This window comes from Pseudomonas sp. GV047 (assembly GCF_003058245.1).
In the GTDB taxonomy this organism is placed as follows: domain Bacteria; phylum Pseudomonadota; class Gammaproteobacteria; order Pseudomonadales; family Pseudomonadaceae; genus Aquipseudomonas; species Aquipseudomonas marginalis.
The window spans coordinates 100,894-120,380 of record NZ_QCWA01000010.1 but is presented as its reverse complement, the minus strand read 5'-3'; the positions used below and the strand labels follow the sequence as shown (position 1 = coordinate 120,380).

18 protein-coding genes are annotated in these 19,487 nt (G+C 60.1%); 10 read left to right on the top strand and 8 right to left on the bottom strand.

The window, feature by feature from the left end; all coding sequences use genetic code 11:
• Positions 1-10 precede the first annotated feature (10 nt).
• Positions 11-760 (top strand): ABC transporter permease, encoded by a 750-nt coding sequence (locus C8K58_RS23590; RefSeq protein ID WP_092358122.1) that lies wholly within the window; start codon positions 11-13, stop codon positions 758-760.
• A 61-nt stretch (positions 761-821) separates the two neighbouring features.
• Positions 822-3,194: a hypothetical protein gene (locus C8K58_RS23585; RefSeq protein ID WP_108574449.1), complete on the top strand. Its 2,373-nt coding sequence runs from the start codon at positions 822-824 to the stop codon at positions 3,192-3,194.
• A 230-nt stretch (positions 3,195-3,424) separates the two neighbouring features.
• On the opposite strand, the gene glcF is transcribed toward C8K58_RS23585, so the two are convergent.
• From glcF to C8K58_RS23565, 4 genes are all read right to left on the bottom strand, one after another.
• On the bottom strand, positions 3,425-4,696 hold the full coding sequence (gene glcF, locus C8K58_RS23580; protein WP_108574448.1) for a glycolate oxidase subunit GlcF: 1,272 nt from the start codon (positions 4,694-4,696) through the stop codon (positions 3,425-3,427).
• 3 nt (positions 4,697-4,699) lie between these two features.
• Positions 4,700-5,764 (bottom strand): glycolate oxidase subunit GlcE, encoded by a 1,065-nt coding sequence (gene glcE / locus C8K58_RS23575; RefSeq protein WP_108574447.1) that lies wholly within the window; start codon positions 5,762-5,764, stop codon positions 4,700-4,702.
• Positions 5,764-7,263 carry a glycolate oxidase subunit GlcD gene (gene glcD, locus C8K58_RS23570; RefSeq protein ID WP_098479605.1) on the bottom strand — a complete coding sequence of 500 codons (1,500 nt, stop codon included), beginning with the start codon at positions 7,261-7,263 and terminating at the stop codon, positions 5,764-5,766. The genes glcE and glcD overlap by 1 nt, the downstream gene beginning before the upstream one ends.
• 236 nt (positions 7,264-7,499) lie before the next feature.
• On the bottom strand, positions 7,500-7,694 hold the full coding sequence (locus C8K58_RS23565) for a hypothetical protein (RefSeq protein ID WP_027605713.1): 195 nt from the start codon (positions 7,692-7,694) through the stop codon (positions 7,500-7,502).
• A gap of 109 nt (positions 7,695-7,803) precedes the next feature.
• Between C8K58_RS23565 and C8K58_RS23560 the strand changes: the two genes are divergently transcribed.
• The 7 genes from C8K58_RS23560 to C8K58_RS23530 all read left to right on the top strand — a co-directional run bounded on the left by C8K58_RS23560 (position 7,804) and on the right by C8K58_RS23530 (position 14,235).
• Complete coding sequence (locus C8K58_RS23560) at positions 7,804-8,748, top strand: fatty acid desaturase (protein WP_092358112.1); 945 nt, start codon at positions 7,804-7,806, stop codon at positions 8,746-8,748.
• Positions 8,749-8,826: 78 nt separating this feature from the next.
• Positions 8,827-9,798: an ABC transporter ATP-binding protein gene (locus tag C8K58_RS23555; RefSeq protein ID WP_256592543.1), complete on the top strand. Its 972-nt coding sequence runs from the start codon at positions 8,827-8,829 to the stop codon at positions 9,796-9,798.
• Complete coding sequence (locus C8K58_RS23550; RefSeq protein ID WP_027605716.1) at positions 9,795-10,424, top strand: ABC transporter permease; 630 nt, start codon at positions 9,795-9,797, stop codon at positions 10,422-10,424. Before C8K58_RS23555 ends, C8K58_RS23550 begins: the two co-directional genes overlap by 4 nt.
• A complete protein-coding gene (locus C8K58_RS23545) occupies positions 10,424-11,107 on the top strand; it encodes an ABC transporter permease (RefSeq protein WP_043293549.1) in 684 nt (227 codons plus the stop codon). Before C8K58_RS23550 ends, C8K58_RS23545 begins: the two co-directional genes overlap by 1 nt.
• Positions 11,108-11,156: 49 nt before the next feature.
• Positions 11,157-12,062 (top strand): ABC transporter substrate-binding protein, encoded by a 906-nt coding sequence (locus C8K58_RS23540; RefSeq protein WP_108574445.1) that lies wholly within the window; start codon positions 11,157-11,159, stop codon positions 12,060-12,062.
• A 51-nt stretch (positions 12,063-12,113) separates the two neighbouring features.
• On the top strand, positions 12,114-13,427 hold the full coding sequence (locus C8K58_RS23535; protein ID WP_256592542.1) for an LLM class flavin-dependent oxidoreductase: 1,314 nt from the start codon (positions 12,114-12,116) through the stop codon (positions 13,425-13,427).
• 34 nt (positions 13,428-13,461) lie between these two features.
• Complete coding sequence (locus C8K58_RS23530; RefSeq protein WP_092358104.1) at positions 13,462-14,235, top strand: phosphate/phosphite/phosphonate ABC transporter substrate-binding protein; 774 nt, start codon at positions 13,462-13,464, stop codon at positions 14,233-14,235.
• A gap of 65 nt (positions 14,236-14,300) precedes the next feature.
• On the opposite strand, the gene C8K58_RS23525 is transcribed toward C8K58_RS23530, so the two are convergent.
• The 4 genes from C8K58_RS23525 to C8K58_RS23510 all read right to left on the bottom strand — a co-directional run bounded on the left by C8K58_RS23525 (position 14,301) and on the right by C8K58_RS23510 (position 18,333).
• A complete protein-coding gene (locus C8K58_RS23525) occupies positions 14,301-15,323 on the bottom strand; it encodes a transketolase family protein (RefSeq protein WP_027605720.1) in 1,023 nt (340 codons plus the stop codon).
• Positions 15,320-16,168 carry a transketolase gene (locus C8K58_RS23520; protein ID WP_027605721.1) on the bottom strand — a complete coding sequence of 283 codons (849 nt, stop codon included), beginning with the start codon at positions 16,166-16,168 and terminating at the stop codon, positions 15,320-15,322. The genes C8K58_RS23525 and C8K58_RS23520 overlap by 4 nt, the downstream gene beginning before the upstream one ends.
• Before the next feature lie 17 nt (positions 16,169-16,185).
• Positions 16,186-17,487: an MFS transporter gene (locus C8K58_RS23515; protein ID WP_108574443.1), complete on the bottom strand. Its 1,302-nt coding sequence runs from the start codon at positions 17,485-17,487 to the stop codon at positions 16,186-16,188.
• Positions 17,488-17,583: 96 nt separating this feature from the next.
• Positions 17,584-18,333, bottom strand: a complete 750-nt coding sequence (locus tag C8K58_RS23510) for an SDR family NAD(P)-dependent oxidoreductase (protein WP_027605723.1) — start codon at positions 18,331-18,333, stop codon at positions 17,584-17,586.
• A 191-nt stretch (positions 18,334-18,524) separates the two neighbouring features.
• On the opposite strand from C8K58_RS23510, the gene C8K58_RS23505 reads away from it, so the two are divergent.
• Positions 18,525-19,442 carry a LysR substrate-binding domain-containing protein gene (locus tag C8K58_RS23505; protein WP_108574442.1) on the top strand — a complete coding sequence of 306 codons (918 nt, stop codon included), beginning with the start codon at positions 18,525-18,527 and terminating at the stop codon, positions 19,440-19,442.
• The last annotated feature ends 45 nt before the right edge of the window (positions 19,443-19,487 follow it).

Here is a 19,487-nt window from a genome sequence, read left to right as displayed (position 1 = left end):
TGAGCCTGTCATGTCCTTGCCAAAACCTAATTGGGGATGGGCTTCGCTGCCATTCCTGCTGTTGATCTGGATGGCCCTGGCCAGCCGCTTTCCCACCTACATCCTGCCGCAGCCCTGGGATGTGGCGCGCGAAGCGCTGCGTTGGCTCAGCGACAGTTCGCTGTGGCAGCACCTCAGGGCGAGCGTCCTGGAGGAAGTCGGCGGCTTCTGTGCGGCGGTGCTTGTCGCGATTGTGCTGGGCACGGCCGGCGGCTTGTCTTCGCGCTTTCGCGATTTCATCTCGCCGCTCAACAGCCTGTTCATGGCGATCCCGCCGATTGCCTGGGCGCCGCTGATCATGATCATTTTCGGCCTGGGCTATGTCTCCATCGTGCTGGTGATTTTCATTGCCGCGATGTTCCCCATGGCGGTGACCATCCAGGAAGGCGTGCAGAGCATTCGCAGTGGCGAAGTCCGCGCGGCGCGCACCTTGGGTGCCAACCCCTGGCAATTGCTGGCCCACGTTTACCTGCCGGCCTCATTGCCCTTCGTGACGGCGGCCTTGCGCATCGGTTTCAGCCAGGGCTGGCGGGCACTGGTCGCCGCAGAAATGATCGGCGCCTCCCAGGGCATCGGCTGGATGGTCTCCACCGGCGGGCAGATCGGCAACAGCAGCCAGGTGCTGCTGGGCATCGTGCTGATCGGCCTGATTGCCTGGCTGATGGAGAGTTTTGTGTTCCGGCGCATCGAGCGTCACTACCAGAAATGGCGCGTGCAGTAAGCATCGTCCTTTGCCTTCGAACCCTTTCAAACCTTCAGTGGACCACTGCACGAGGTGTCATGTGAGTAACGTATTCGATCCCCGCGAAGCCGGGCATTACATCGCCCCCCAAGGCCTCTACGAACGCAACAAGCAACGCCCGTTCCTCGGCAGCATCGACTGTGATCGGTACACGCTGATTGCCGGGCAATGGGATGAAATCACCCTGGTCTACGAGGTCGGCGGCAGCGGCCTGGCGGATGGCGCCTGGTTGAAACTGGCGTTCAAGTTCTACTCCGATTGGGCACTGTTCCAGACCTCGAACCCGGCCGGCCCCAACTACGTCAGCGCCGAGTACCAGGCGGGCGAGTTGGTCCCCGGGCAGAGCCAGGCCACCGTGCAGCACCTGAAAGTGCGCTTCGACCAGAAGGGTCACGAACGGCCGTTCCAGAAAGCGATCATCATCGACATCATCGACGGCTACCTGAATCCCGGCGACAAAATCACTATTCGCCTGGGTGACCGTCGCCAGGGCGGGGCGGGCACACGGGTGCAGAGTTTCGTCGAGAAAGACTTCCGTTTCCGGCTGTTTATCGACCCCTTGGGCAGCTCGAAATTTGCCGAGGTGCCCGGCGATCCGTTGCTGAACATCGTGCCGGGACCGGCGCAGAGTGTGCAGCTGATTGTGCCGCGCCTGGTCGGCGCCGGTGAGGCGTTCGACGTGCTGCTGCGAGTCGACGATGCCTGGGGCAACACGTGCCGCAACCTGCCGCTCAACGGGGTACTGACCCTGGTTGATCCGGAAGGCGGCGAGCGCCAGCAAGCGTTTACCCTGGCCAATGAAGGGTGGGCGACGGTGCGGCTCGAGGGGTTTGACCTCGGGGCGGTGGGCGAGTGGCGTTTGTCCGCCGAGGTGCAGGCGCCCGGCGTGCGTGGCGCCCAGGCCTTCGTGACGGTTGACCCGGCCGGCAGCGCGTTGCGCCCGCTGTACGCCGACCTGCATGTGCATTCCGATGACACCGTGGGCACCAACGACACGCTCTACAACCTCAGCTACGGCCGCGATGTCGCCGGCCTCGATGTGCTCGGCTACACCGCCAACGACTTCAATATTACCGAGCAACGCTGGGATCAGGCGGTGAAGCTGATTCACGAACTCAACGAGCCCGGCCGTTTCGTCTGCTACCCCGGCACCGAGTGGTGCGGCAACTCCTGCGCGGGCGGCGACCGTAATGTCGTCTTCCTGCATGATCGCAAGCCCGAGTTTCCGTTCGACAACCAAGGGCGCCTGGTGCGCTCTTTCGAGTGGAACGAGTTCACTGCCGGCACCATCAAACCGGGCGCCTGGCCGGTGGACGAGTTGTACGCGGCCTATGCGAAAGACCCGGAAGGTCACCTGATGATGCCCCATGTCGGCGGGCGCCGCTGCAACCTCGACTGGCACCATCCGGAGCTGGAACGCTTGATCGAAGTCGGCTCGGCCTGGGGCCAGTTCCATTGGGTCTACGCCGAAGCCCTTCAGCGTGGCTATCGGGTCGGCGCCGCGGCGAACAGCGATGAGCATCAGGGCCGTTGCGGCGGCGGGGTTCCGGCCACGGCCGTGTTTGGCTCTCGCGGCGGGTTGACCGGTGTGATTGCCGAGTCTTTCGACCGTTCGAGTGTCGGCAAGGCCCTTCGCGCCCGTCGCACCTTTGCCACGACGGGCGAGCGTGCATTTGCCAGCCTGCGCCAGGGCCAGCACTTCATGGGCGAGGTCTTCAGCGCCGATTCGAATGCGACGCTGGACTATCGATTGCTGGGCGAGGCGGGCTGGGAGCAGGTGGACCTGTTCGACGGCGATAAACTGATCTGGTCGCGCAACCTGCATCAGGAGCTGGGGTTTTCCGCCCAACGCATCCGGCTGCGCCTGGGGGGCGCACGCATCAAGGACCGTTATCGCGGCGCGTACTGGACCGGCGAAATCCGGGTGACGGGCGCGGTCATCAATGGTTTTCGCGCCTTGGGCCTCGATCATCCGGAGCAAACCGTATGGCGCAAGGACGCCACGACCCTGGCCTTTCGCACCGACACCAACGGCGACACCGACAGCATCGAAATCGACCTGTCGCAATTGGCCGGCGCGACGTTGCAGGTCCGCAGCCGCATCGACAACTACATCAAGGTCGGCGATCCGTCCGAACCGCAGCCCTACGTGCATGCGCCGACGGTGCTGATGGAACTGTCCGGCGAAGAACTGCTGGCGCAATCCCAGGTGATCGAAGAGCTGCCAGGGGCGGAGCTGAAAGTCTCCCTGGAAAGGACCACCGCCGAAGCGCTGCCCCGTGAACTGCAGGGGCAGATCGAGCTGGCGCCACTCAATCTGCACGCGGGGCGCGAGCATCCGCTGTTCATCTGCGCGCGCCAACGCGACCAGTCCCGGGTCTGGACCTCGGCATTGTTCCTCACGCTTGCTTAAGGCCGCCGTGGCTGAACCCTGTCCGGGAGAGCGCAAAGAAACCTGTGGCGAGCGGGCTTGTTGTGGTGATCGGGCTTGCCCCGCGTTGGGCTGCGCAGCAGCCCCAAAACCAGGCGCAGAGGCGTGCCTGATACACCGCATTCGTCTTCATCAGGGGCTGCTTCGCACCCCAGCGCGGGGCAAGCCCGCTCACCACAGGGGGCCGATTCAATCCAGGCATTGCGCCCCGGCTAGTTTGCTGGGGGCTTCGATGCGTGCAGCTGCAAGGATTCTGCAGTACCTGGTGAGGGCAACGCGGCCTCGACCAGTTCGATCCAGTGCCTGACCGGGGTGCGTCCTGCTCCGTCAAGGTGGGACTGACAGCCTATATTGGCGGTGACGATGACGTCGGGGTGGCCGCTTTCCAACGCATTCAGCTTGTTATCGCGCAGTTGCCGCGACAATTCGGGCTGGGTCAGCGAATAGGTGCCCGCCGAGCCGCAGCACAGGTGGCCGTCGGGAACCGCGGTCAGGTTGAAGCCCAGGCTTGTCAGCAGGGTTTCAACGGCTCCGCCGAGTTTTTGCGCGTGCTGCAAGGTGCAGGGGCAGTGGAACGCCAGGCGCTGGTCGCTGTGTACACCGAGCTTATCCAGCGGCTCGCCGCGCAGCACTTCAACCAGGTCCCTGGCCAGGGCACTGACCCTGTGCGCCTTGTCGGCATACGCCGGGTCGGTGCTGAGCAGGTGGCCGTAATCCTTGATAAAGGCCCCGCAGCCGCTGGCGGTTTGCACAATGGCCTCGGCCCCGTTTTCGATGCTCGGCCACCATGCATCGATGTTGCGCCGGGCGCGCTCAAGGCCCGCCGCCTGAGCGTCGAGGTGATAATCCACCGCACCGCAGCAGCCTGCCTCGCGGGTGGATATGACGCTGATCCCCAGGCGATCCAGCACCCGCGCCGTGGCGGCGTTGGTATTGGGGGACAGACTCGGTTGCACGCAGCCCTCAAGCATCAATACCTGGCGGGCGTGGCGCGTGGTAGGGCGCGGTTTGGGCGGGTAGACGCGGCGAGGCAACTTGGCCTGCAAGGTGTTGGGCAACAATGCCCGAAATAGCTGGCCACTGCCGATCAGCAGGTTGAATAGGGCGGGATTGGGAACGACGCTGCGCAACCCCTCGCGCAGCAAACGCTGACTGAGTGGGCGTTGCACTGCCGCGTCGACCACCGCCCGGCCGATGTCGAGCAAGTTGTGATAGTCGACGCCAGAGGGGCAGGTGGTTTCGCAGTTACGGCAGGACAGGCACCGGTCCAGGTGTTGCTGGGTCTTTTGCGTGACTTCATTGCCTTCGAGCACCTGCTTGATCAGGTAGATGCGTCCCCTCGGGCCATCCAGTTCATCGCCCTGCAGTTGATAGGTCGGGCAGGTGGCATTGCAAAAACCGCAGTGCACGCAACTGCGCAGGATGCGTTCGGCTTCTTCGGCGCGAGGCAGTCGGCGGGCGTCTTCGCTCAAGGTGGTCTGCATGGTTCAAAGCTCCGCGTACAGGCGACCGGGGTTGAAGATGCCCCGTGGATCGAGTTGCTGCTTCAGGTTCCGGTGGTAGCGCATCAACGTGTCGGGCAGCGGTTGGAAGGGACTGTCGATCAGGCCCGGGTGGTAGCAGGTCCCATGCCCGCCGGCTTTTTCGACCACCGCGCGAATGACCCTCGCGTCGGCGTCGGATTTGAGCCAGCGCTGGGCGCCACCCCAGTCGATCAATTGGGTACCTGGCAGCGCCAGTCGGGGCGTGTTGTGCGGCAAGGACAGGCGCCAAAGGGGCAGTTCCTCATCGAAAAAACTCAACCGGTGTTCGTTCAGGTCTTGCCAGTAGGCAGCGTCCAGCACCTCGCCGCCCAAGCGCTCATGGGCCGCCGCCACCGAGCCTTCGCCCCCTTCGAGCCGCAGGTGCAGGCGCTGGCCATCGTGACACGCCGCGCTGATCGGCAGCGGTTGCTGCCCCCATTCCGCCAGGCGCAGCAAGGCACGGTCGGTGTCCATTTCCAGGCTGATACTCAAGGTTTGCCGTGGTTTGGGCAGGACCTTGAGGGACACTTCGGTCACCACCCCAAGTGCGCCGTAACTGCCGACCATCAAGCGCGACAGATCGTAGCCGGCGACGTTCTTCATGACCTCGCCGCCGAAGCGCAAATGCTTGCCCTGTCCGGTGATGACCCGCGTCCCGAGGACAAAGTCGCGGACCGATCCTGACCAGGGACGCCGCGGCCCCGAGAGTCCGCAGGCAATCATGCCGCCGACGGTGGCGTGCTCACCGAAGGAGGGCGGTTCGCAGGGCAGCATCTGGTGCGCGGCGTCCAGCACTTCTGCCAGCTCCGCCAAGGGCGTGCCGCAACGGGCGGTGATCACCAGTTCCGTCGGGTCGTAGCTGACGATGCCCCGGTGGACGCGGGTGTCGAGGACTTCCCCGGTGACTGCGCGGCCGAGGAACGCCTTGCTGTTGGAGCCCTGGATACGCAGCGGCGTGGCGTCGTTCAGCGCCTGGTTGACCTGCTCCAGCAGCGCTGCGCTGGCGTCGATAGGGTGTTCGCTGCGCATCAGAAACGCTCCAGGTCGGGGAAGGGCATCTGACCCAGATGAATGTGCATGGCGCCAAACTCGGCGCATCGATGCAACGTCGGGATGTTCTTGCCGGGGTTGAGCAATCCGCCCGGGTCGAAGGCGGCTTTGACGGCGTGGAACACGGTCAGCTCATCGCTGTTGAACTGGGCGCACATCTGATTGATCTTCTCGCGACCCACACCGTGTTCACCGGTAATGCTGCCGCCGACCTTCACGCACAATTCGAGGATCTTGCCGCCCAGGGCTTCGGCGCGGTCGAGTTCGCCCGGTTGATTGGCATCGAACAGGATCAGCGGGTGCATGTTGCCGTCGCCGGCATGGAAAACATTCGCTACCCGCAGGCCGTACTCGGTCGATAACGCCGCGATAGCGTGCAGCACCCCAGGCAGTTCGCGGCGCGGGATTGTCCCGTCCATGCAGTAATAATCCGGTGAGAGGCGGCCCACCGCCGGAAACGCATTCTTGCGCCCGGCCCAGAAACCCACGCGTTCAGCCTCATCCCGAGCCTGGCGCACTTCGGTGGCGCCGGCCTGTTCCAGCACCTGGCGCACGCGGTGGCAGTCGTCGTGGACGTCGGCTTCCACGCCATCGAGTTCACACAACAGAATCGCTTCGGCGTCCACCGGGTAGCCGGCGTGAATGAAGTCTTCGGCGGCGCGAATGGCCAGGTTGTCCATCATCTCCAGGCCGCCCGGGATGATGCCGGCGGCAATGATGTCACCCACCGCACGGCCAGCCTTCTCAACGCAATCGAAGGCTGCCAGCAACACTTTGGCGGTTTGTGGTTTGGGCAGCAGCTTGACCGTGACCTCGGTGATCACCCCGAGCATGCCTTCGGAGCCGGTGAACAATGCCAGCAGATCGAAACCCGGAGCATCGAGGGCCTGGGAACCCAGGCTCACGTGTTCGCCGTCGACGGTCAGGATGTCGACCTTGAGCAGGTTGTGCACGGTCAACCCGTACTTCAGGCAATGCACGCCACCGGCGTTTTCCGCCACGTTACCGCCGATGGAACAGGCGATCTGCGAGGAAGGGTCCGGCGCGTAATACAAGCCGAACGGCGCAGCCGCCTGGGAAATCGCCAGGTTGCGTACCCCCGGCTGAACCCGGGCGGTGCGGGCGGCGGGGTCGATGTGCAGAATGTTGTTGAAGCGCGCCATCACCAGCAGCACGCCTTTTTCCAGCGGCAGCGCACCGCCGGACAACCCGGTGCCCGCGCCGCGAGCCACCACCGGTACACGCCGCTCATGGCAGACTCGAAGCACGCCCTGGACCTGATCGATGTGGCGCGGCAGCACCACCAGCATGGGCGTGGTGCGATAAGCCGAGAGTCCGTCGCATTCGTACGGCTTGAGCGCTTCGTGCTGGTGCAGGATTTCCAGGTCAGGCAAGCGAGTCTGCAGGGCGTGCAGCAGCGCCTGTTTGTCGACGTCAGGCAGGACGCCATCGACGCGTTCATCGTAGAGAATGTTCATAGTCGGTAGGCAACCCTCCGTTGTTTTTATTCGAGGTCTGTTCCGATGCAGCTGGCTTGCATCATTCGCCTGGATTACTTATTCATTTTAGGAATAAGCATAATAAAATATAGTCCTTGATCGTATTAATCATCATGCTACCTTGCTGTCACCGGACCGCCGGATATGTTCAATCCTATTGTTATGGTACGACTATGTCCGGCGCCCGAATCTTCCAAATCAGCCTTGAGGCTCTGTCACATGACGGCGCCCATGTCGCGATTTCTCACGCCGACAATATCAGCACCCGTCCTTTTTCTTCCATTGCCGTTCCATCCGTTACCGGCAAACCTCTCCCTTGTCAGGCCAACAGCGAAGCCTGCAGTGCAATCAGCGAAGGCTTGGCGTTTCTTCTCTACGCCATGTGAATCGTCGTTGTTGGGCACTTCCATACCGTTAGTCCAGCCATTCATCTTCAGGTAATCCCGGTTTATGGGTTGCAGCTTGAAGTGTGAGTGATTGGGCGCCCGTTCCGAGCACGTTCTATCGCGACTGACAACAATGCCAAACTATTTGGATGACGCTCATCGAGCGGAAATCGTCAAGCTGAGCACTACCCTGACCAGTAGAACCGAATGGCCCACCTGGCTTTTGTTAGTCGGGTTTTATCTGGCCTGGGCGTTTATTGTTTTTTATGGGCAAGTACTTGGCGAAGTATTCAGCCTTGTCCTGCTGGTGCCACTGGTTGTGCTGTGGATGTCGATTCAGCATGAGCTTATCCATGGTCACCCAACCCGTTGGCCCGCCATAAACAAGGCCTTGGGATTTCTGCCGTTTGCCGTTTGGTACCCCTATGACATTTACAGGGACACCCATTTGGCACATCACAACGACGAAGTGCTGACGGTACCCGGGCAAGATCCGGAAAGTCGTTATGTCAACGGTGCTTTTTGGTTGCGCTCGCCTCGGTATATCAGAACGTTGTTATGGGTAAACAAGACCTTGGGCGGTCGTTTGCTTATGGGCGCGCCACTGGCGGTGATAGCCCTTGCGGGTAGCGAAATCAGAGGGCTGTTTCATACCGGCCGAATCGCTTGGCGGATGTGGGCCGCGCATCTACTCAGTGTTGGCGTAGTGCTGGCTTTGGTTGAGGAATACAGCGCCATCAGTGCCATACAGTACTTATTCCTGGTTTCGTTGCCGGCTTTGTCGATTGCCATGATCAGGTCGTTTTACGAACATCGTCCGTCAACGTATCCGGAACACCGCACGGTTATCAATGAATCGTCGGGGCTGTTGAGTTGGCTGTTTCTCAACCTCAATCTTCACCTGGTTCATCACGATCTTCCCGGTTTGCCCTGGTTTTACTTACCCAGGGTGTATAGAGCCAGGCGTGAACAATGGATCGCGCGAAACAATGGCTATGTCATTCATGGCTACTTCCAGTTATTGCAGAAACATCTGGTCAGTCCCGTGGATTGTCCTCGCCATCCTGCTGAGCACTAACACTAGGCAAGCTAATGTGGGCGTCGGAAAATGATACGTTTTGAAGCCATCAGGAAAACTCATAAAGGCAGCCCGCGAATGGCCGTGAGCGATTTAACGCTTCACGTCCGGGAGGGGGAGATCTGTGTATTTGTCGGGCCGAGTGGCTGCGGCAAAACCACCATTCTGCGCATGATCAACCGGCTGGATACCCAGGACAGTGGCCGCATCCGTGTCAACGGCGTGGCGACCGATGAACTTGACGTCGTTACGCTACGTCGCGGCATTGGTTTCATGATGCAGAGCGCCGCCTTGTTTCCTCACCAGACGGTTGCCGAAAATATTGGCGCAGTCCCGCGGCTGCTGGGCTGGAGCCAACATAAAATCCGCCAGCGCGTGAGCGAGCTCATTTCCCTGGTTGGGCTTCAGCCGGAATTTCTGGACCGCTACCCTAATCAGCTGTCGGGCGGGCAGCAAAGTCGTGTCGCCCTGGCAAGGGCATTGGCCTCGGACCCACCGGTTGTATTGATGGACGAACCCTTTGCCGCGCTTGATCCGGTGATACGCGAGCGACTGCAGGATGAACTGGTTGCGCTTCAGCGACGTCTGCATAAAACCATTATCCTGGTGACCCATGATATGGAGGAGGCCATCAAGATTGGTGATCGGATTGCGATCTTCGAGGGCGAAGGGAAACTTGTCCAGTTCGATACCCCTCACAACATCCTTGCCCATCCTGCCAGCGAGTTTGTGAGGAGCTTTATCGGCAAAGATCCGCTGTTAAAAAGACTTTCGCTGATGAAGGTTTCTGATCTTCCGGTGGATGAGGTCAGTTGTGAATTCAAACTTCTACTGGATGACAAGTCCAACCCGTTGAAGTGGGTCAGTGACTCGGACATGCCTGTTCCGGAGCCGAGTCACGACTCGTTGCATCACGCCCTGGTTAAGATGCTAACGGCGCCTATGGGGGTGGTTGTTCGCGTGGACGAGGCCGGCGGTTACGAAGGTTGCCTGTCGATTGCCAGCCTTCACAGCGCACTCAATGAACGCCGCTTCGGAAGTGCGCAATGATTGATTGGTCCTGGATCGTTGAAAACTGGCAGCAGATCGGCCAGCTGTTAGTCGATCATATTCAACTGGTGACCCTGGGCCTGTGTATAGGGATGCTGTTGGCGGGTGCAATGGTGCTCTTGACGTTGTGGCAGCCAGGATTGGCGCGGCCGATGATTTATGCCTGCGGCATACTTTTTACCATTCCGTCCCTGGCACTGTTTATTTTGATAATGCCTTTTACCGGGTTATCCAAGACCACGGCGGTCATTGGTTTGAGCCTGTATTCCTTGCTTATTGTGTTGCAGAACACCTTGGCGGGACTTGCGAGTAACCCTGCGGACGTATTGGAGGAAGCCCGTGCGCTCGGGTATACGCGCATGCAGAGATTCCTCGGGGTTGAACTTCCACTGGCGCTGCCTGCGTTATTGGCGGGCTTACGAACAACCTCGGTCACGTTGGTGGGGCTGGTGACGGTTACTGCCTTGATTGGTCAAGGCGGACTGGGCCAGTTGTTCATTACCGGGCTGGCCCAAAGTTTCACTACACCTGTGGCGGTCAGTCTGGTCCTGACCGTGATGTTGGCGTTATGTTTTGATTTTCTGTTTTATTCAATCAATAAATGGCTGGTGCCTTGGGTGCGCTGATGAACATGATCGCAAGTGTCTACCTTTGGTTTTCTCTTCCAGATAATTGGTTGGGTGAAAACGGCATACTGACTCGGCTGGCAGAGCATATTTATTATGTGTCCTTGAGCCTGGCCATTGCTTGCGCAATAGCGTTGCCGCTAGGCGTACTTTTGGCTAACTACCGTAAAGGCGCGCAGGTGGCGATAGGGCTGTTCAATATTGGGCGAGCATTACCGTCCCTGGGTATTGTGATACTTGCAATCATGCTTATTGGCTATGAAACCAGCACGGTGATTATCGCGTTGGTGACCATGAGCATCCCGCCGATATTAACCAATACCTATGTTGGCATCGATCAGGTGGATTCATCCCTGAAGCAGGCTGCCAGATCGATGGGCATGCGCAGAGGGCAGATGTTTTTTCAGCTCGAGTTGCCGCTGGCTTTTCCGCTGATCTTTTCAGGGTTCCGATCAGCCCTGGTGCAACTTATCGCCACGGCCACCATCGCCGCGTATGCCGGCTTCGGCGGGCTGGGCAGGTTTCTGATTGATGGACTGGGCCGAAATGATACGCCGCAAATCATTGGCGGCGCACTGATGGTGTCGGCACTGGCGATTGCCAGTGAGTGGGTTTGTTCAATGATAGAAACATTCATGGTTAGAAAATGGCGCGCGGGGAAAATCGAACTAAGCGCTACATGACCTGAGGCATTTGAAAGTGTCTATTAACTCTGCAGAGGTGCAAACCCACATGAAAAACAAACAACGTTCGAAGGCTTGCTCAGCGCACTCGGTTTCATTGCTGCTGGGGCTGGGCTTGCTGGTGGGCAGCGCGTTGGCCAGCGCTCAGTCCATCACCATTGGAGGGGCCAATTTTTCCGAGCAGACGATTCTCGCCAACATCTATGCGTCAGCCTTGAAAAATCAAGGGATAGACGTCAAGACCCGACTCAATCTGGGCAACCGCCAGATCATCGCCCAGGCCCTGGAAAACGGCGATATAGACGTCGTCCCCGAATACCTGGGGTCACTGTTGAGTTTCTATGACGACAAGACCGCCCTGACCACCCAAAAGGAGATCCTCAGCGCTTTGCAACAGAAGTTGCCGGCGGACCTCCAGCTGCTTGAGCCTTCGTCCGCAGGCTCTATTACTGCCTGGGCCGTCACCCAAAAGACCGCAGAAAAGTACAACCTGCGCACCTTGTCCGACCTGGCGCCCGTCTCGGGTGATTTCACCCTGGGCGGGCCTCCCGAAGTCGCCACGGCCGCGTTAGGCCTGCCCGGGTTGAAGGCGGTCTACGGCATCAACTTCAAGAGCGTCAAGTCGCTGGACATGGGCGGGCCCTTGTCGCGGCTGGCGTTGAACTCCGGCGCCATCGACGTGGCCACGGTGGTCTCCACGCAAGGCATCCTGGCGAAAGAGCCTTGGGTTGTCCTCGAGGACGACAAGCACCAACAGCCCCTGCAAAACATCACGCCACTGGGGCGCAAGGCGTTGCTGACCCCGGAAGTCACCCAGGTGCTTAACGAGGTTTCTGCAAAGCTGACCGATGACGACCTCAAGCAACTCAATCGCCTGGTTGATATCGATCACAAGGACCCCGCGAAAGTCGCGGCGCAGTGGGTCGCCGAACATACCGTCAAGACGGTCCAGTGAAAATCAATGCGACGTGGGTAAGGTCGCGGAGGCGTTATGTCGAATAAAAGTATGATTTTGAATTTGTTCTTTTTTAACCCCCAGGGCGATCATCGTTTTTCCTGGCGCCACCCGCAGGCACCGACCCAAGAGATATTGACCCTGGGTTACTACGTAAAACTGGTGCAGGCGGCGGAGGCGGCGAAGTTTGATGCGGTTTTTGTTGCGGATCACGTTGCGGTCTGGGATTCCGTGGCCAGCGGGCTCAGGCACTATGCCAACGCCCGCCTGGAACCGATTACGCTGTTGTCCGCACTGGCGGCGGTTACCGAGCACATCGGGCTGATGGGCACGGCTTCGACTTCCTATAACGAGCCCTTCAACCTCGCGCGCTATTTTGCTTCGCTGGACTACCTCAGCGCAGGGCGGGCCAGCTGGAATATCGTGACGTCCTGGCTGGAAGAAGAGGCTTCGAATTTCGGATTGTCAGGCGTGACGAAACACGGCGATCGTTATCTGCGGGCCGAGGAGTTCATCCAGGTCGTCAAGCAGCTTTGGGACTCCTGGGAGGAGGGCGCGCTTGAATTTGACAAGGGCACCGGCGACTTTGCCGACCCCTCGAAAATCCACCCGATCAATCACAAAGGCGCACATTTCAGCGTACGTGGGCCGCTTAACGTGCCGCGTCCACCCCAGGGGCATCCGGTCCTTGCCCAGGCGGGGTCTTCTGAAGCCGGCAAGAACCTGGCCGCCGCCCATGGGGACGTACACTTCTGTTTTATCAACTCGGTCGAGGAGGGACTGGCGTACAGGGCCGATTTGAATCGCCGACTCGAGTTGAAGGGCAGGCATTCCAGTGATCTGAAAATCATCACCGGCGTGCTGCCGGTGGTGCTCGGGGATGAGACTGAGGAGGAACGACGTCGGCACCTGGAGGACAGCCTGATTATCGATGCGGTGGCGATTGACCTGGTCTCCAGCTACACCCGCCTGGACCTGACAGGACTATCGCCGGACGGCCCGTTGCCAGCGTTGCCGGATGAGTCCGAGTTTGATGGCATTCGAACCGAGCTGGCCCTGCTCAAGCAGTACGACACCTCCCTGTCCATCCGCGAAATAGGGCGCCGGTTGGTCAAGAGCTCCAGCACCTGGCTGTTGATCGGAACGGCGGAGCATATTGCCGACAAGCTTTCAGCGTTATACGAGTCGAATGCCGTCGATGGCTACAACCTCATGTTTCCGTTTTTGCCCACTGACTTCGAAACCTTCACCCGTGGCGTGCTGCCTCTGCTGCAAGCCAGAGGGGTGTTCCGCCAGGAATATGAGCCCGGGACACTGAGGGATCGCTTGGGCTTGAAGACGCCGGCCAACCGTTTCCTGTTGTGAGCAGTATCAATCGCACCCTCTGAATGGATGTCATATGACCAGCGATCTATCCATGTACCTCGCTCCCGCCAGGGTTCTACACGCACAGGATGCCTGGCTTGAGCGCATCCTGGCGATTCTCGGCGAGCGCCGTGGGCAAACACAGGTCGTTGATCTCGCGGCGCACTGGCTTTCCCCGGATCTGTTGTTATCCCAGACCTGCGGCTATCCATTCGTTACGTCGCTGCGGGGAAAGGTAAAGCTGGTAGGGCGCCCGAGCTATGAGCTTACCCATGGCTCCGGCGGGGACCATTGCAGTTTGCTGCTCTGCAGGGCTGATTCGGCCGTGATTGACCTGGCGGGTTTCCAGGGGCGCCATGGCCTGATCAACGCCCTGGATTCCAACTCTGGAATGAATTTATTTCGCCACACGCTGGCCGGGATCAGCGACCGAGGTTTCTTCTCGAAACTCACCTTCACCGGATCCCACAGGGAGAGCCTGCGAAGGCTTAGAGAAGGCGAGGGTGATTTGGCTTCCATCGACAGTGTCACCTACGACTATCTTGCGAGAGATCACAGTGACGAGATCGAAGGCCTCAGGATCCTGACACGAAGTGCGCGCAGTCCCTGCCTGCCTTACATCACCTCGATTGGTCAGGACGCCGTTTCAATCAGAAACGCAATGAACGAAGCCTTGGGGCAGCTTCCTGAGGTGTCCCGTGACCTCGCGATCAAGGAAGTCCTGCCGGCCAGTGAGGCTGACTATGAGTGTCTCCTGGAATATGAGCGCAGTGCGGCCAGTCGCGGCTTTTCGTTTGTAGCGTCCTGAGCGGCCCCACCTCAAACGGAGGCACTCCTGCAGGGGACTCATTCAGTCCCCGGCAGGTTCAAACCCTATAGCCAACCCTTGATCTGCGCGCACACAGCCTGGGTGGAAATACCGTAGCGATCGTGCAACGTCGGAAGCGCTCCCGCATCGAGAAACGCGTCCGGCAGCGCTATTTGCCGGAACGTCGGGGTAACGCCATTGCGCAACAGCACGGTTGCCACCGCTTCGCCCAATCCGCCAATGATGGAGTGGTTTTCGGCCGTCACTACCAGTCGTCCCGGCTTTCTGGCTTCAGCCAGAATGGTCTGCTCATCCAAAGGCTTGATAGTGGGCACGTGAAGCACCGCGACATCCACGCCATCTGCCTGTAGTTCCTTGGCGGCTTCCAGGGCGCGCATGGTCATCAAACCGGTGGAAATGATTAAAACCTCATTGCCCGTGCGCAGGGTCTTGGCCTTGCCGATCTCGAATGTATAGCCATATTCGTCGAGCACCAGCGGTACGTTGCCGCGCAGTAACCGCATGTAGACCGGCCCTTGATGCGCAGCAATGGCGGGCACGGCTTGTTCGATTTCCAGGGCATCGCAGGGGTCGACGATCATCAGGTTGGGCATGGCGCGGAAAATCGCCAGATCATCCGTTGCCTGGTGGCTGGGGCCGTACCCGGTGGTCAGGCCCGGCAGGCCGCAGACGATTTTGACGTTGAGGTTTTCCTCGGCAATCGCCATGCAGATGAAGTCATAGGCCCGGCGCGACGCAAACACCGCGTAAGTGGTAGCGAAGGGCACGAACCCCTCCCGAGCCATGCCGGCTGCCGCGCTCATCAACAGTTGCTCGGCCATGCCCATCTGGTAGAAACGCTCCGGATGCGCCTTGGCAAAAATGTGCAGGTCGGTGTATTTGGACAAGTCAGCCGATAAACCCACGATGTCCTGGCGCTGGTCCGCGAGTGCGGCCAATGCGTGACCGAATGGCGCTGGTTTTGTGGCCTGGCCTTCAGCGGCAATCGAGGCAATCATCGCCGAGGTGGTCAGCTTTTTCTTCGCCGCTGCGGGTGCCTGAACGTCAGTCTTGTGTGCGTTGCTCATACGGTTTTGCCTTCTTCCAGGTTGTTCAGGGCCACATCCCATTCATGCTCGTCGACGCGGATGAAGTGAGTCTTTTCGCGGGTTTCCAGGAACGGCACGCCTTTGCCCATTTTGGTATCGCAGATGATGACGCGCGGTTGTGCGCCGGGGTGGCTGCGGGCCGCGTCGAACGCCTTGACCAAGGCATCCAGGTCGTTACCGTCTACCCGCTGGGTGAACCAGCCAAAGGCTTGCCAGCGGTCAACGATGGGTTCAAATGCCAGCACTTCGCTGGAATGTCCGTCGGCTTGCTGGTTATTCACGTCGACAATGGCGATCAGGTTGTCGAGCTTCCAGTGCGAAGCGGACATGACCGCTTCCCAGGTGGATCCCTCATTCAGCTCGCCGTCCGACAGCAGGTTGTAGACGAATGAGGCGGACTGTTTGCGCTTCAAGCCCAGGCAGGCACCCACTGCGATGCCCAGCCCCTGGCCCAGGGAGCCGCCGGTAATCTCCATGCCGGGGGTGTAGGCGGCCATGCCGGACATGGGCAGGCGGCTGTCATCCGAACCGTAGGTTTCAAGCTCATCCAGTGGGATGATTTGCGCTTCAATCAGCGCCGCATACAGGGCGATCGCGTAGTGGCCGATGGAAAGGTAAAAGCGATCACGCTGTTCCCATTCCGGGTCTTCGGGCTTGTAGTTCAAGGCGTGGAAGTACGACACGGCGAGCAAGTCTGCCGCGCCCAGCGCCTGGCCGACATAGCCCTGGCCCTGGACTTGGCCCATGCGCAAGGCATGGCGGCGAATGTTATGGGCACGCTGCACCAGGGTGGTGGAGGACGCGCGAGATAAAGTGGCAGTCATGGAAATTCTCCGTTAACTCAACGATTGACCGAAGCGGCAGGAATGCGCAGCACCAGGCAGGCACCGATGCACAGCACACCGGTAATCAGGTACATGCCGATGGCGCTCGAACCGGTCGTGGTGGTGATCCAACCAATCAGGTAGGGCGAGCAGAAACCCGCCAGATTGGCAAAGCTGTTGATTCCAGCGATCCCGGCAGCGGCGGAGACGCCGCCGAGCAAGGTGGTCGGCAGCATCCAGAACAGTGACGACGCCGACAGCACGCCTGCTGCTGCAAGGCACAGGCACAACACCGACAGCATCAGTTGGGTGCCGAACACCGCCGCCAACGTGAGGCCCAGCGCACCGGCAAGCATTGGCGCCACCAGATGCCAACGGCGCTCCTGGTGCTTGTCGCCGCTGCGCCCCATCAGCACCATCGCGACAATGGCGCACAGGTAGGGGAGGCTGGTGAGCAAGCCGATGTGCATCGGGTCGGCAACACCGGCATTACGGATAAGGGTCGGCAGCCAGAAGGTGATCGCGTACTGGCCCATGACCACGCAAAAGTAGATGCAGGCGAGAATCCACAGGCGGCGGTCGCGCAGGAAGGCGCCGACCGATGCATGGGTGACTTTACGGCTGTTGTCCTCGGCGAGTTCTTTGCTGACCAGCGCTTTTTCTTCATCGGTGAGCCAGGTCGCCTGGTGCACGCCGTCCTTGAGGTAAGCCAGCACCATCAGGCCAACGATGACGGTCGGAATGGCTTCGAGCACGAACATCCACTGCCAGCCCGCCCAGCCATGTACGCCGGCGAACTGGGTCATGATGTAGCCCGAGAGCGGCCCGCCGATCATGCCGGAGAGCGGGATGGCGATGAACCACAGCACGGTCATTTTGGCGCGGCGGTAGGAGGGGAACCAGTAGGTGAGGTAGAGCAGCAGGCCCGGTGCGAGCCCGGCTTCGGCGATACCGAGCAGGAAGCGCAGCGCATAGAACTGCCAGGCCGTTTCCACGAAGGCGAAGAGGGCGGAGATAATGCCCCACGAAATCATGATCCGCGCGATCCAGCGCCGGGCACCGACTTTGTGGAGGATGAGGTTGCTCGGCACTTCGCAGAGGAAATAGCCAAGAAAGAACATGCCCGCGCCGAGCCCGTATACGGTTTCGCTCAGGGACAGGTCATTCATCATCTGCAGCTTTGCAAACCCGACGTTTACCCGGTCCAGGTAGGCGCACAGGTAGCACAGCATCAGGAAAGGCATCAATCGCCAGGCAGTTTTGCGATACGCGCTTGCGCGCACTGTGGACACAGTGTCGAGCGTCATGGTGGTCATCATGAGGGTCTGATCTCTTGTTTTTATAGAACGCCGGGCTTGAAGCCCGACGTATCTTCGATCCAGAACTTAATGGACAGCGGGTGCTGGCACCTGTGGTCAGTGGATCAACATGCCGCCGTTGACATCCAGGGTGATGCCGGTGAGATAGGAGGACAAGTCGCTGGCGAGAAACAGCGCCGCATTGGCAACATCCTGCGCGGCACCAAGCCGACCCAGGGGGATGCTTTCGATGATTGCGTGGCGGCGTTCATCCTGCATCAGGCCCCCGGTGATGTCGGTATGGATCAGGCCTGGCGCAATGGCGTTGACGCGAATGTTGTCCGCGCCGAATTCGCGGGCCATGGCCTTGCCCAGTCCGAGCACGCCGGCCTTGGCGGCGCTGTAGTGCGGGCCGCCGAAAATCCCGCCGCCGCGCTGGGCCGATACGGATGACATGCAGACGATGCTGCCCGAAGCCTGGGCGCGCATCACCGGAATCACCGCCTGGGACATCAACAGCGTGCCGCGCAGGCTGACATCCAGGACCTTGTCGTAATCGCTCGGGCGAATGTCCAGGGTCTTGATGGGCTGGGTGATGCCGGCATTGTTGACGAGTATGTCGATACGGCCGTAGTGCTCCAGCACCTTGGCGACCGCTGCCTGGACTTGTTGCTCATCGGCCACGTTGGCAGCCAGGCCCAGGTGGCCTTCGCCGAGGGTGGCCGCGGCGTCACGGGCGGCGGACTCGTCGAGATCCAGGATGACAACGCGGGCGCCGTGTTGGGCGAAGGTGAGCGCGGTTGCGCGGCCGATGCCGCGTGCGGATGCGGCGCCAGTAATAATCGCGACTTTGCCTTGAAGAAGCATGAGGGATACCTCTGATTGTTTTTATGGTTCGATTCAGCGATCGATGGCTCAGAGTGGTCCCCGTCGACGGGCCGAGCAATAACGCAAACCTCACTGCTACATGAATAAAATTCAGCACTCGTCAATGTGGACCGCAAATGCTTGAATGGCACGATCCGCCCGCGACCCAAAAAACAATAGGCTGAATACCGATGCGCCAGGACGATATCCCCACCTCCAATCTGCCACCGCTGAGAGCCATTCAGGCCTTCGAGCAGACAGCCCGTTTCGGCAACCTGGCAAGGGCCGCCGAAGTGCTCGACCTCACACCGTCAGCGATCAGCCATCAACTGGCCAAGCTGGAGGTGATGATTGGTCGGCAGTTGTTTGTGCGGGCAGCGCGTGGGGTGACCCTGACGCCAGTGGGTGAGCAGTACTTGAAGGATATTTCCGGTCTGTTGCAGAGCCTTGAGGTCGCCACCGAGCGCGCCGCGAGTGACGTCAGCCTGGATTGCCTGCGGCTGCATTCGGCCCCCAGCTTTGGCTTGCTCTGGCTGATGCCGCGGTTGGAGTCGTTTCGCGCGAGCAATCCGGACATCCAGATCAATTTGTCGTGTTCCTATGAGTCGCTGCATTTCAGCCAGGACAAGATCGATGTGGATATTCGTCACGGCCGGCCTAATTGGCCCAGCTATGAAGTGCGCACCGTACGCAACGAAAGTTTCGCGGTGCTGGCCTCGCCCAAGCTGATCGCGCGCTGCGCGGTAGAAAACGCCACGGATCTCCTGGCACAAGAGCTGATCCTTTCCGAAGCAACCTTGCTCAGGTGGCCTGAGTGGTTCGCCCAGCATGGCCTGGCGCGCCCCGAAAAGCCCTACGCCTTGAGTTTCGACCGTTCCTACATGAGCCTGGAAGCCGCGAGCCACGGCCTGGGGTTCGCCCTTGAAAGCACGCTGCTGGCGCAAAAATACCTGGCCAACGGTTCGCTGGTTGAAGTCGCCCCCGAAGCGTTGAGCGCTGCGGTTGCCGCCCACCATTTGGTGTTCCCCAAGGCGCACTCCAGTTTTCCCAGGGTCAGGCGGTTCTTGGGGTGGATGGAGGTGGAGTTAGGGCATAGCTTTGTGTTCTAGCGCTGTGGTTTTCCAAAGGGAATGACCGTTATTTGTCCAACGACT

Excerpts from the sequence above, each read along its gene's own strand:
- C8K58_RS23510 (WP_027605723.1), bottom strand. The coding sequence starts at position 18,333 with ATGCTTCTTCAAGGCAAAGTCGCGATTATTACTGGCGCCGCATCCGCA.
- C8K58_RS23550 (WP_027605716.1), top strand. The coding sequence starts at position 9,795 with ATGATTGATTGGTCCTGGATCGTTGAAAACTGGCAGCAGATCGGCCAG.
- C8K58_RS23535 (WP_256592542.1), top strand. The coding sequence starts at position 12,114 with ATGATTTTGAATTTGTTCTTTTTTAACCCCCAGGGCGATCATCGTTTT.
- glcE (WP_108574447.1), bottom strand. The coding sequence starts at position 5,764 with ATGCGCAGCGAACACCCTATCGACGCCAGCGCAGCGCTGCTGGAGCAG.
- C8K58_RS23520 (WP_027605721.1), bottom strand. The coding sequence starts at position 16,168 with ATGACTGCCACTTTATCTCGCGCGTCCTCCACCACCCTGGTGCAGCGT.
- C8K58_RS23565 (WP_027605713.1), bottom strand. The coding sequence starts at position 7,694 with ATGGAAGTGCCCAACAACGACGATTCACATGGCGTAGAGAAGAAACGC.
- C8K58_RS23530 (WP_092358104.1), top strand. The coding sequence starts at position 13,462 with ATGACCAGCGATCTATCCATGTACCTCGCTCCCGCCAGGGTTCTACAC.
- glcF (WP_108574448.1), bottom strand. The coding sequence starts at position 4,696 with ATGCAGACCACCTTGAGCGAAGACGCCCGCCGACTGCCTCGCGCCGAA.
- C8K58_RS23590 (WP_092358122.1), top strand. The coding sequence starts at position 11 with ATGTCCTTGCCAAAACCTAATTGGGGATGGGCTTCGCTGCCATTCCTG.
- C8K58_RS23540 (WP_108574445.1), top strand. The coding sequence starts at position 11,157 with ATGAAAAACAAACAACGTTCGAAGGCTTGCTCAGCGCACTCGGTTTCA.
- C8K58_RS23525 (WP_027605720.1), bottom strand. The coding sequence starts at position 15,323 with ATGAGCAACGCACACAAGACTGACGTTCAGGCACCCGCAGCGGCGAAG.
- C8K58_RS23555 (WP_256592543.1), top strand. The coding sequence starts at position 8,827 with ATGGCCGTGAGCGATTTAACGCTTCACGTCCGGGAGGGGGAGATCTGT.
- glcD (WP_098479605.1), bottom strand. The coding sequence starts at position 7,263 with ATGAACATTCTCTACGATGAACGCGTCGATGGCGTCCTGCCTGACGTC.
- C8K58_RS23545 (WP_043293549.1), top strand. The coding sequence starts at position 10,424 with ATGAACATGATCGCAAGTGTCTACCTTTGGTTTTCTCTTCCAGATAAT.
- C8K58_RS23505 (WP_108574442.1), top strand. The coding sequence starts at position 18,525 with ATGCGCCAGGACGATATCCCCACCTCCAATCTGCCACCGCTGAGAGCC.
- C8K58_RS23560 (WP_092358112.1), top strand. The coding sequence starts at position 7,804 with ATGCCAAACTATTTGGATGACGCTCATCGAGCGGAAATCGTCAAGCTG.
- C8K58_RS23515 (WP_108574443.1), bottom strand. The coding sequence starts at position 17,487 with ATGATGACCACCATGACGCTCGACACTGTGTCCACAGTGCGCGCAAGC.